Source organism: Methylacidiphilum sp. Yel (genome assembly GCF_004421185.1).
Taxonomy (GTDB): Bacteria; Verrucomicrobiota; Verrucomicrobiia; order Methylacidiphilales; family Methylacidiphilaceae; genus Methylacidiphilum.
The window spans coordinates 1-11,382 of the sequence record NZ_LXQB01000028.1 but is presented as its reverse complement, the minus strand read 5'-3'; the positions used below and the strand labels follow the sequence as shown (position 1 = coordinate 11,382).

At 38.5% G+C, this 11,382-nt stretch carries 13 protein-coding genes and 1 tRNA gene; 8 read left to right on the top strand and 6 right to left on the bottom strand.

What is annotated here, in order from left to right:
- Positions 1-576: 576 nt before the first annotated feature.
- The 6 genes from A7Q09_RS05190 to A7Q09_RS05165 all read left to right on the top strand — a co-directional run bounded on the left by A7Q09_RS05190 (position 577) and on the right by A7Q09_RS05165 (position 4,711).
- Positions 577-648, top strand: a tRNA-Val gene (locus A7Q09_RS05190).
- A 367-nt stretch (positions 649-1,015) separates the two neighbouring features.
- Complete coding sequence (gene tal, locus A7Q09_RS05185; RefSeq protein WP_134390233.1) at positions 1,016-2,101, top strand: transaldolase; 1,086 nt, start codon at positions 1,016-1,018, stop codon at positions 2,099-2,101.
- 75 nt (positions 2,102-2,176) lie between these two features.
- Positions 2,177-2,881 carry a zinc ribbon domain-containing protein gene (locus A7Q09_RS05180; protein ID WP_134390232.1) on the top strand — a complete coding sequence of 235 codons (705 nt, stop codon included), beginning with the start codon at positions 2,177-2,179 and terminating at the stop codon, positions 2,879-2,881.
- A gap of 15 nt (positions 2,882-2,896) precedes the next feature.
- Positions 2,897-3,178: a DNA-directed RNA polymerase subunit omega gene (locus tag A7Q09_RS05175; protein ID WP_134390231.1), complete on the top strand. Its 282-nt coding sequence runs from the start codon at positions 2,897-2,899 to the stop codon at positions 3,176-3,178.
- A gap of 11 nt (positions 3,179-3,189) precedes the next feature.
- A complete protein-coding gene (gene smpB / locus A7Q09_RS05170; protein ID WP_134390230.1) occupies positions 3,190-3,648 on the top strand; it encodes an SsrA-binding protein SmpB in 459 nt (152 codons plus the stop codon).
- Between the two features lie 532 nt (positions 3,649-4,180).
- Positions 4,181-4,711, top strand: a complete 531-nt coding sequence (locus A7Q09_RS05165) for a hypothetical protein (RefSeq protein WP_134390229.1) — start codon at positions 4,181-4,183, stop codon at positions 4,709-4,711.
- A 115-nt stretch (positions 4,712-4,826) separates the two neighbouring features.
- Here A7Q09_RS05165 and purH read toward each other — a convergent pair whose 3' ends face one another.
- Together purH and A7Q09_RS05155 are read right to left on the bottom strand one after the other, a co-directional pair.
- Positions 4,827-6,359 (bottom strand): bifunctional phosphoribosylaminoimidazolecarboxamide formyltransferase/IMP cyclohydrolase, encoded by a 1,533-nt coding sequence (gene purH, locus A7Q09_RS05160; protein WP_134390228.1) that lies wholly within the window; start codon positions 6,357-6,359, stop codon positions 4,827-4,829.
- A 41-nt stretch (positions 6,360-6,400) separates the two neighbouring features.
- On the bottom strand, positions 6,401-7,114 hold the full coding sequence (locus A7Q09_RS05155; RefSeq protein WP_134390227.1) for a PHP domain-containing protein: 714 nt from the start codon (positions 7,112-7,114) through the stop codon (positions 6,401-6,403).
- Between the two features lie 26 nt (positions 7,115-7,140).
- On the opposite strand from A7Q09_RS05155, the gene ubiE reads away from it, so the two are divergent.
- The gene (ubiE, locus tag A7Q09_RS05150; RefSeq protein ID WP_244228541.1) at positions 7,141-7,926 is read left to right on the top strand and encodes a bifunctional demethylmenaquinone methyltransferase/2-methoxy-6-polyprenyl-1,4-benzoquinol methylase UbiE; all 786 of its coding nucleotides are present in this window, start codon (positions 7,141-7,143) and stop codon (positions 7,924-7,926) included.
- Here ubiE and A7Q09_RS05145 read toward each other — a convergent pair.
- Genes A7Q09_RS05145 through bioB form a run of 4 tightly spaced genes read right to left on the bottom strand, consistent with a single transcriptional unit; the run spans position 7,901 to position 10,865 of the window.
- Positions 7,901-8,446 carry a hypothetical protein gene (locus A7Q09_RS05145; protein ID WP_134390226.1) on the bottom strand — a complete coding sequence of 182 codons (546 nt, stop codon included), beginning with the start codon at positions 8,444-8,446 and terminating at the stop codon, positions 7,901-7,903. The genes ubiE and A7Q09_RS05145 overlap by 26 nt on opposite strands.
- Before the next feature lie 56 nt (positions 8,447-8,502).
- Entirely contained in the window at positions 8,503-8,970 is a 468-nt protein-coding gene (locus A7Q09_RS05140; protein ID WP_134390225.1) for a SufE family protein, read from the bottom strand.
- Positions 8,971-8,996: 26 nt separating this feature from the next.
- Positions 8,997-9,851, bottom strand: a complete 855-nt coding sequence (locus tag A7Q09_RS05135) for a sulfurtransferase (RefSeq protein WP_134390224.1) — start codon at positions 9,849-9,851, stop codon at positions 8,997-8,999.
- Positions 9,852-9,911: 60 nt separating this feature from the next.
- Positions 9,912-10,865, bottom strand: a complete 954-nt coding sequence (gene bioB, locus A7Q09_RS05130; RefSeq protein WP_134390234.1) for a biotin synthase BioB — start codon at positions 10,863-10,865, stop codon at positions 9,912-9,914.
- Positions 10,866-11,073: 208 nt separating this feature from the next.
- Here bioB and A7Q09_RS11270 point away from each other — a divergent pair, with 208 nt between their 5' ends.
- Positions 11,074-11,313 carry a MerR family DNA-binding transcriptional regulator gene (locus A7Q09_RS11270; RefSeq protein WP_208526687.1) on the top strand — a complete coding sequence of 80 codons (240 nt, stop codon included), beginning with the start codon at positions 11,074-11,076 and terminating at the stop codon, positions 11,311-11,313.
- Positions 11,314-11,382: the final 69 nt, after the last annotated feature.

Sequence of the window (11,382 nt, the reverse complement as noted above, 5' to 3'; positions counted from 1 at the left end):
CCCCCGAAGAGGCCCTGACTCACTACGCACTGTCCAAAGACGCCCGAGGCAGACATCGCTGGCACCAAACACCGCGGAGTCACGGCGGGGAACCAACATGGGCGGCCGGATCCTTTCCGCCCTCCGAGTTGGCCGCTTAGTGCCTTGGAAACCCAAAAATAACTCCTAAAACCCTCACATAGTGACACATTGAAAAAAAGCTCATTGATAATCAGCACCTTACAAAAGTTTCACCAAACATGGGCTAGAAGAAGAGGAGTATAAAGAAGAGAAAGAGGAAACGGCTGCATGCTAGGCTACTATTTCTTTGCCATTACACCCATAAAGTAGACTGAGTCTAAAAACTCTGGGTAAAAGCCAAAACCAAAAGAATTTTCGGATTATAAAAAATTGCAACTGTTTTATGAAGGAGCAATCAGCTTGACAGCAATCAATTTCCGTATAAAACTCAGTATATCTTGTGGAGCCGTTTCCCAGATAATGTTAGGGTAGGAATATCCTGAACTTAATGTATAGATGGGATTTGCACTGCATTATGGAAGTAGGGAGCTCCATAACCATGGATGTAAGAAAATTGCGCGGTTAGCTCAGTGGCAGAGCATCACCTTGACACGGTGGGGGTCACAGGTTCAAGTCCTGTACCGCGCAAGAAAAGAAGGTATTATTACTTTATTACCTATTTCGCCACTTAGGTTTGACATTAAGCCCTTTAGCCGTTTCGGTGGGTTCCTCCTGCTAACAATCTGACTGCACGGTTTTCTTTACAGGCGAATTAGGCGTGTGCTGACCTTAGAACAAATATGGCGCCAAGCACTATTGGCGTTTTTCTAAAAAACCGCATGTCAGGCAGGCAGACAATTCTAACCCCCATGGACTAATCTCTCTGATGAAAGAATAGTTAGTCAGCGTTTGCAGAACGGTTGGAATGAAAAAAATAGAATAGAAAGGAACTATTTTTCATTCCTTTTGTTTTTTCTTTTTAAAAAGGTAAAAAGGAGCTTATAAGCCTGATCCTATGAAACCAACTCAAAAACTTCACGATTTAAGACAAAGCCTATGGCTAGACAATATCTCTAGAGAAATGTTAGATAAAGGAGTGTTAAAAAAATACATCGATGAATATTCTGTTACCGGGTTGACTTCCAATCCAACGATCTTTGACCACGCTATTGCTAGATCGCATTTCTATGATCGCAGTATCCTTGAGTATTCCCATAAGGGATTAGATGGAGAAGAGTTGTTCTTCCAACTGGCAATAGAAGATCTTAGAAGAGCAGCCGACCTGTTTCTTCCAATCTATGAACGCACTTTTGGCAAAGATGGATGGGTTTCTTTAGAAGTTTCTCCTTTGTTGGCCTATGATGCTCAAAATACATTTTTAGAAGCTCAAAGACTGCATCAGATGTTTCAAAGACCAAATCTTTTTATTAAAATTCCTGGTACAAAAGAAGGTTTGCCTGCAATTGAAAAGTCCATTTTCCAGGGTATTCCGATTAATGTGACCCTTCTTTTCACCCCTCAACATTACTTAGAGGCTGCTGAGGCATACATGAGAGGGCTTGAAAGAAGAATGGCTGAGGGACTTCCATTGGAAAATGCTTTTTCTGTAGCCTCCCTGTTTGTAAGTAGATGGGATAAGGCGACTATGAATAGGGTAGGGGATTCATTAAGAAATCAGTTGGGAATAGCCATTGCCAAAAAGACATATAAAGCTTACAGAGATGTTTTGGAATCGGAAAGGTGGAAGCGGCTTGCCCAGAAAAAAGCCAATACTCAATTACTCTTATGGGCTAGCACAGGGACCAAAGATCCCCAAGCTTCAGATATTCTTTATGTTAAAAATTTGGTAGCCTCAGACACAATTAATACAATGCCAGAAGAAACCCTTTTGGCTTTTGCTGACCATGGGCAGATTGGAGAAGTTTTGCCTAGAGATGGCGGGAATGCTGATGAAATTATTGCTCAATATCATCAGCAAGGAATTAGCGTTGATGAGTTAGGCCAGCAGCTACAAGAAGAAGGGGCTGAATCATTTGTCAATTCATGGAATGATCTTTTAAGTTCCCTCAAGAAAAAAGCCTCCTTGTTAAGAGCCTTTTAATGAATTTTCTTTAAATGAATTTTCCTTACATATTTATTGGAATTACTTTATCTCTGTTGCTATACTTTTATTCCTATGCATCCATCTATCCCTTCTCTTTTAAAGCTGCAGGAGATGGATAAAAAGATTATTGAAATACGTAAATTGCTAGCCAAAATTCCAGTAGAAATCGAAAAAATCCAAAAGCAACTTAAAATTGAAGAAGAGAAGGTTGCTCAAAATAAAAAGGAGCTTTTGCAGGTTGATTTATCTATAAAGGAGATAGAAGCCGAAATTGCTGAATTAAAATCAAAAATTAACCAATATAAAATCCAACAGCTTTCAACGCGAAAGAATGAAGAATATCAAGCATTGTCTCATCAGATTGATAATGCTATCCAAAAAATTTCGGATTTAGAAGACGAAGCATTAGACTTGTTGGAGAAAAAGGAGGGGATTTCAAAAACCTATAAGGAAGCAGACATACAATTGCATCATTTAGCTGTAGAAGTAAAAAAGAAAATTGAAACTCTTTCTGCACAAAAGGATAATTTGGAAAAGACTCTTAGCCAATTATTTGAAGAAAGAAAAGCTTATATAAGCCACCTAGAGCCTAATACCTTACAAATCTATCAGAGAATTGCTGCTTCAAAGCCTGGAAGCGCAATTACGCCTGTCATTGATGAAACTTGTGGAGGCTGTCATATGCGTATGACAAAACAAGCCTACTTGAAAGTGAAGGCATCCGACGCACTTGTTTTCTGTGAATATTGTGGTAGAATTTTATATTTTTCGGAATAACTTTTGAGAATTACGATGAACACATCTCCAGAAAATATCAATCAACTCTTATCTGCCGCTTTAGCAAAAGTAGAAATTCCTGAAGTTTTAGTCAACATGGTTTCAAGAAGAGTCAGATTGCTTGCCAAAGGAGCAAAGCCTCTCATTGAAACTTCGCCCCATTGGAACCTCATGCAAATTGCTCTAAAAGAAATTGCCGAAGGAAGGCTGAGTTGGGCACCCATCGAAGAAGCAACTGAGGAAAAGGCTCCAGGAGAATACCCAAAAGAAGAAAACACGCCAATTAGTTTATCATAAGTTTCCAGAATATGGACAGAGACCTTGTTATCAACAGGAAAGCAAGGCGAGATTATAACATCATAAAGACCTTGGAAGCAGGAATAGTTCTTTTAGGATCCGAAGTGAAATCATTAAAAGAGGGGAAAGGAAGCTTGGAAGGAGCTTTTGCTAGGATAGAAAACGGGGAAGCTTTTCTGTATCAGATGAATATTTCCCCATATGAAAAAGCCCCTACTTATGCGCTTAGAGATCCGAAAACACCCAGAAAACTACTGCTTCATAAAAAAGAAATAGGAGAGCTTGCGGGTGCTATTTCTAGACAAGGCAGAACCATCGTGCCTTTAAAACTCTATTATCGTAGGGGCAAGATCAAGGTTCTTCTAGGGATAGCTTCGGGCAAGAGTCAAGTGGATAAAAGAGAGAAAATAAAAGAACAGGAATCTCAAAGAGAAATTAACAGAATCCTAAAGAGAAGAAGAGAGTTTTAAATTTAATTATCTGCTTTTTTTGCGTGGAGTTGTATGCCTTCTAGGCATTCTGAAGTTGTGGGAAGTATAGGTCCTATTTTTTTCTATTTCTTATTTTGATGGAGCTATACAGCAGCTTTAGATTCAGAAAATTCTATTTCTGATATCACAAACCAAATTTTAGAAATTATTTTTTTAAGTTTGGTGTGTTATTTAAAATCCATGTATCCAACAATTAATTATATTCTTTTCAAAGATCTTTTTTGTCTTCCTAATCTTTATCAAGTACGGAGTACATTCCTTTAGAAAAAGAAGCAATCCTAACATATAAATTATTTTATAAGATAGCCAACTATTGAAGACAACTATTCAATTGTCTTCTTACTTTTTCTTCCTTTTTTTCTATCTCGTTCTAAAATTAATGATATTTGACAAAATTAAAAATATCATTAAAGTATATTTAAACTTCACACTCCTAGCTCTTTGTCATATTCATTTCCATTTCAATTAGAAATTGTTTGTCTTATTCGAGACTTAAAGTTGGAGGTATATTATGATAAAATATTTACATCTATCGATATTTCTTTTATGGAGTGCATCTTATATAGCATATGGGACACCTTACTTTCTGGAAGAACTTGAAAAAATGCTAACTTTAAAAAATACCAAAAGCAACAATTGTTATATTTTGTCTAATTGCAGTAATAATGAGAAGTATTTTCTATTATCAATCATTGATTCTAGATATAATTCTTTCCTCAGTGATTTTGAACGAAAATTTATAAATAGATATAAATGTATACGACTTCCCCAAGAGGTTGTTTCTTTAAATACAAGATATTATTATTTAGTGGACGGTGTTGGAAACTATTGGAAAGTGTGCATCACTGCATTTAGTAACCATACCACTAAAGTATCTGCTGAGCTTTTTCGAGATACTCCTACAATTCCTGGTAATGTTTTTGCGGCAAGGGACTTTTGCTTATCTTTGAATGATACGGAAAAAATAAAGTACAGAGATATCATAAGAAATTTCTTCAATTTATCTGAAAATCAAATTGCTAACGTTTATAGAGGAATATAATGATTGATAAATTATGCTTAAAATGTAATTCTGATTATATGAATATTTGTTTTCTTTAATTCAATAATATTGATAAGGTTAGAAGTAAAGACTTACAATGTATAAATCTAGAAGATTAGTGTAAGAAATGGCGGATATGGGTGAACAACATAGCCATATTATGATTATTAGCAGTTTCGATGACTTCTTTGTCTCTCACGCTTCCTCCTGGTTGAATCACTACGGATGCTCCAGCGGCTGCCGCTAGTTCCAATCCATCTGGAAAGGGGAAGAAGGCATCCGAAGCAATTGCGCTACCTTTCAAGGATATGCCTTCGCGCTTGGCTTTTTCAATAGCTATCCTTACCGCATCAACTCTTGAAGCCTGGCCTGATCCTATTGCTAATGTTCTATCGGAATCTGAAAAAACAATCGCGTTGGAGCGAGCATGTTTGACTACTTTAAGACCGAACATACACTTTTCGATTTCTTCTTGAGTAGGTTTCCTTAAACTAACAACTTCTATTTTATCTTGCTCTAGAAGGATAGTGTCAGGTTCCTGAAGAAGATAAGAATTGCCAAAAAGGGAACGGATAACAAAACGAGGGAAGGGTAATTTTTCTAAGCAAACTTGAATTAGCCTCAAATTTTTTTTCTTTTGTAAAAGCTTCAATCCTTCGTCTTCGTATTCTGGAGCAATAACGACTTCAACAAAAATTTCTGAAAGGAGCCGTGCCAAAGAATAATCAAGTGGTTTGTTTATGGCAATCACTCCACCAAAGGGTGATTCTCGGTCCGTTTCAAAGGCTTTAAGATAGGCATCAGTAACGGTATTTCCCATTCCCACCCCGCAGGGAGAAGTGTGCTTAAAAATCGCGGCAACGGCTTTCTCCGCAGGAAATTCAAGTAAGGTTCTTACTGCTGCATCAATATCAAGAATATTATTGTAAGAAAGATCCTTTCCTTGGAGTTGCTGAAAATAATTCCAAAAATCTCCATAAAGGGCAGCATGCTGATGAGGATTCTCCCCATATCTTAATGGAGAATAATCGTAAAGAGGGATGCTCGATTCCGGTGGGAACTGGCGGATATGAAACTTTTCTTGGAAAAAACGAGCTATCTGGCTGTCATAATAACTGGTTAAGTTAAAAGCCTTAAAGGCGAGTTTTTTGCGCAAGACTAACGAGGTCGAGCCCATAGTCTGCACTTGATGCATTACTTCAGAATAATCTGTGGGATCCACAACAACGGTAACATGCGGATAATTTTTTGCTGCACTTCTAGCCAGAGTACACCCTCCAATGTCGATAAAATCCAATATTTCTTCCGTCGACAGCTCTTTTTTTATTGCGGTAGTAAAGGGATAAAAATTGACAATAACATATTGGATTTGAGGAATTCCCAGTTCAGCAATTTCCTTTAAATGTTGGGCTTCGTCTCTTTTATAAAGAATGCCGGCATGAATTTTTGCATGTAACGTTTTGACCCTTCCCCCTAGAAGTTCAGGAAAGCCAATGACATCCGAAACTTCTTGAACAGGAATGTGAGCATTTTTTAGAAGTCGAGCTGTTCCACCTGTAGAAATAATGTCTATTCTAGCTTGGCTTAAAGCTCTAGCTAATTCGACGATTCCAGTTTTATCATACACTGAAATGAATGCCGTACTCATAAGGAGAAGAACTTTATAGAGTGAAAAATTATCTATTCTTTTTACATATCATTACCAATCGATTTGGTCATGAGATGTCTACTTCTAAACCGAAAAACATTATTCCATGTTTTCTTTAAAGCTTCCTTTGTAGAAATATATCGTTTTTCTAATAGGGTGCCATGCCGAATAGCCCGAAGAATGCCTTGGACAGAGAAATCTTCGGTTTCTACAATGGTTAATGCTGTGCCTATAACCTCCGCATCATGAGCATCACTGGCGGAAATCATTGGAAGTCTTCTTTCTTTTGCATAAGCCATAGCTTTTTGATTGCATCTTTTAAAAGTGACAGCCGCATTAAAAACTTCTATCCCATCTAAGGGAAGTTTGTCCAGAAACCGTTTACGGATTCCGGCACGAAAATAATCGAAGGGATGAGGAGCGATGGCGAGTCCTCCCATGGAATGAATAAGAGAGACGGCATCGATTGCAGGAATTCCTTTTAAGTCTGGTAGTTTTATCCCAAGGGCTAGAAGATGGCCTTCTTTGGTAGTAATTTCTTGTCCGGGAAGAATCAGAAAATTATCAACAGGTAACCCGTCTTTTCTTATCAATCCGATTTGTTCCAAATAATCAATTCCTGCAGAAGTATTATGATCGGTGAGAGCAAATCCGTTTAATCCCTTTTCTTTTGCAACGCGGACCAATGCTTCCGGTTCTGACACCCCATCTGCAGAAAATCTAGAGTGACAATGGAAATCAATTCGGTATTGCATATTTATATTACCATAACATATTTATTTTGTTCTGTTTACTTTTTTCTACTCAACTCTATCATCTATCCTATCTCTACGATTTTGAAAAAGCGGATAGACAAATGACCCAACAAAACCCCATAGGAAAACTGTTTGACAAGGTAGCCAGGAGATACGATTTTTTAAACCACTTTTTGAGTCTTGGGATCGATGTATTGTGGAGGAAAAGATTAGCCAGAAAAGTAGCAGACCTGAAACCTTCCTCTTTACTGGATTTGGCAACAGGTAGCGGAGATCTTCTTTTGGCTATCCTAAAAAATTCTCCAACTATCCTTCGATATTATGGGGTGGATATTTCTCAAGAAATGCTCGCTCTTGCTAAAGAGAAAGGGCTTGACAATCTTCTGATAGCTGATGCCTCTAGTCTGCCTTTTGTCGAATCGAGTTTTGATGTTGTTACTGTTGCCTTTGGACTTAGAAACTTCCAAGATCGAATGCTTGCTTTGAGAGAAATTTTAAGAGTATTACGACCTGGAGGTACCCTCTACGTGTTGGAGTTTTCTAAGCCTACGGCTATTCTGAGACCTTTCTATTTGTTTTATCTGCAGAAACTTATACCACTGCTTGCCTCTTTTGTAGGGGCTCCAAAAGATGCTTACATTTACCTGGCACAATCGATTGTAGACTTTCCTCAAGCCAAAGAGCTTGTAGGCCTTTTTCAGAACGCTGGATTCGAGGGCTGCGGCTTTGTACCAATGACTTTTGGAATTGTGATGATTCATTGGGGAAAAAAACCAGAGATTGTTCTTAATAAATCAGCTTTAAAAACTTGATCGGCTTAGCTGTAAGCGAAGCTATTTTTTCTATGATCTTTGGATTCTTGGTAATTTCATAGGATATCACACTAGAAACACAACGAAAAAAAGCGGTTTGTTTCTCTTCGTTAATCGACACCAGCTCGCTGTAGGTCGCCAGAGGAATTCCAACGGCTTCTTTCCATATAGCTTGGAGGGCCGCTGGATGATGCATCCTTTTTCTTTCTAGTCTTTTGAAAAGACTTTCAAAAAGACTTTCTCTATACCACTTCGCTAGCAATAGAGGATTGCTCGGAAGATCGGAAAGTCGTTCATTATTTCCATCTTTGCCATATGCCTCAAGAAACCTGTCATAAAGAAGAGTTGGAGCTTTTCTAGAAAAAAACGTTGTTAAGGTTTCTTTAGAAAAAGCATTGGTTTGCTGATGGGCTTTTAAAAATGAAGAAAGAGTATCAAACCAACAATCGTTATAGTTCTTTCTATCAATTCGTAACACTGGAAATCCAGCCTCTGCGCCAGAGAGAATCTTTTGTTTCATCTTGAGTATTTTTTGGACTGAACTTTAGATAAGCCTCTCTAATCCATTGTGTTAGGTTAGTGTACTTGGCCATTTTCAATCGTTTTTTTATTTATTAATTGCTTACAAGCACTCTTCATTCTACCCAATACATAATAAACAGTCTGACTCCTCACCCTGAAGAGCTCTCCGCCAACAATTTTGCTTATAAAAGTACTTGGTATATTGACGATTTGCTCTGGCAAGGAACCACTTAAGCCCTGACAAAGAATGGAAGTCATGGCTTTTGTCAGCGTTTGGACATGAGGGCCTAAATGTATCCGAAAATTGACCTTGCCTTCTTCATCGGAAATAAGATAGACACCCACCGTATCGGTGCATTCTTCATCTTTTCGAACATCAGTAAGAACATAGGACTCGCCTTCTTTTGGAGAAAATTGAGGAGCAGCTTCGCTATAAGCAATTAGCATTTCTCGTCTTTCTTCTTCTCCTAAAACTTCGAAAGTAGAAATAATGTCTTTTAAAGCTTTTGGTAACTCTTCCATTTTTGACGTAATTTAATCATAAGGTTTTATCTTTCAATGGGAGCTCCCACACGATTACCCCATTCTGTCCAGGAGCCATCGTAATTTTTTACGTTTTTATGGCCGAGAAGATAGGTTAAAACAAACCATGTGTGGCTCGATCGCTCCCCTATCCTACAATAGACAATTGTCTCCTTGTCATCTGAAATCCCACATTCTTGTTCGTAAATCCTCGATAGCTCTTCTGCCGATTTGAAAGTACCATCTTCATTGACTGCCGTTTTCCATGGTACGCTTTTAGCCCCAGGGATATGTCCACCTCTTAATGCCCCTTCCTGTGGATATTCAGGCATATGGAGAAGCTCTCCAGTGTATTCGCCTGGAGAACGGACATCAATAAGAGGTCCTTTCTTTTCTTTGCAAAAGCGCAAGACTTCATCATAAAAGGCCCTAATTTCCGAGTCATATCGCCTCAATGGAACAGGATATTCTGTTTTAGGAAATGTCGGCTTTTCTTTTGTGAGTGGTCTTCCTTCTTTTATCCATTTGTCTCTCCCTCCATTGAGAATCTTCACAGCGGTATGACCAAATAGTCGAAATACCCAAAGGGCGTAACACGCCCACCAATTAGACTTATCACCATAGAAAATACAGATGGTTTGGGGGCTTATCCCTTTGTCGCTGCAGAGTTTGGCAAATTTTTCAGCAGAGATATAATCTCTAATTAATGGATCGTTTAGATCCGCTCTCCAATCAATATTGACAGCATTAGGGATGTGACCTGTATCGTAGAGGAGAGGATCTTCATTACTTTCAATTATTCTAATTGTCGGATCGTTAAGATGATCCTGTAGCCAGCTAGTTTCCACTAAAACTTCAGGGTGAGCATAGGTTTTTTTCATAGTGTTTCTTTTAAATACAGAATAAAATACAAAAAGAGAGGGAAAAAGAAAAATAGAAAATCAGGAGTATAGTCTTGTGTAACCTTCCTTTTGTAAGTTCAGTCTTTTTAGCCAAGCCAGATCGGTTTCCAGTTGAACATTGTTTTGGGTAAGCAGTTTCTCTCCAATAAAAATAGAGTTGACTCCGGCTATATAACATAAAGTCTGTATGGACTCATCGAGCAATTTTCTACCGGCTGCCAGTCTAATCCAAGAGGTAGGAAAAAGAATCCTTGCCGTAGCAATTATTCTAACCAGATCGATATAGGAAAAATTGCTTTGATAAGCATATAGGGGCGTCCCTTTTATTGGCATATAGACATTGATAGGAACGCTTTCTGGAGGTTCTGGTAAAGTCTTCAGATAATAGAGCATCTCCAGCCGATCCTTTAAACTTTCTCCCATTCCTATAATCCCTCCAGAACAGAGTTTTAGCCCTACCTTTTGAACTATTTCTATAGTTTGGAGTCTTTCTTGAAAACTGTGTGTAGTAGCTATTTTGGGATAGTAATTAGGGCCAGTATTCAAATTATGGTTATAGACGGAGAGTCCTGATTCCTTCAACATTAAAGCAGCTTTTTCTGTCAAAAATCCCAGGGAAAGGCATAATTCTAAGCCTAAAGAACTTATTTTAGAAATAATTTTGCAGATTAGCTTTGTTTTTAATTCTTCATGAGATAAGCCTTTCCAAGCTGCTCCCAGACAAAATCGAGTCGCTCCATTTTCCTTAGCTTTCTTTCCAGCTTCAAAAATTGTCTCTTCATCAAGCAAGCTACTTTTTTCAATTGAGGTGCGATAATGGGCGCTCTGAGCACAATATTTGCAATCTTCACTGCAACCCCCACTCTTAATATTAAGAAGTTGGCAAAACTGCAGATCATTTTTCCCAAATGTTTTTTTGGCTAGCAATGCCTGCTGGATTAGATCCTCAAGAGGTTGAGAATATATTTGCTCAATCGTATGATAGTCGTTCATGGATCTCAACAATAGTCGATCTTCTTTTTAACAACAATGTTTTCCATTGGATTAGCAAAAAAAAGACAAAATATGAATCTATACAAAAAAATAAATTATTTTCTTCTTGTTGTGCCCTCATGCTGAGAAAACCCATTTCAAAATATCATTGGATTATGAATGGAGGGCTTGAACAGTTTCTATACAAGTTGCTTTTTCTTTCTCATAAATGTACATTCTAAACCTGTTGCCCAAGCTGGTCAGCATTCAAGAGGCCGCCGAATTCTTTGGGGTTGCGCCGCAAACACTGCGGCTCTGGAAGCGCGAGGACAATCTCCTACCCGATGAACCCACAGCAGGTGGGCGACGACGCTACGATCTTGTGCAGCTTCGGCTAGACCAATTTCATGCGCCGGAGAAGGTAGGCCGCACCATAGCCGCCTATGCCCGTGTGTCCAGTCACGACTAGAAAGACGATCTGGAAGGGCAAAAACAGGTTCATGAGCTGTTCTGTGCCCGGCAAGGCTGGACATTCGAG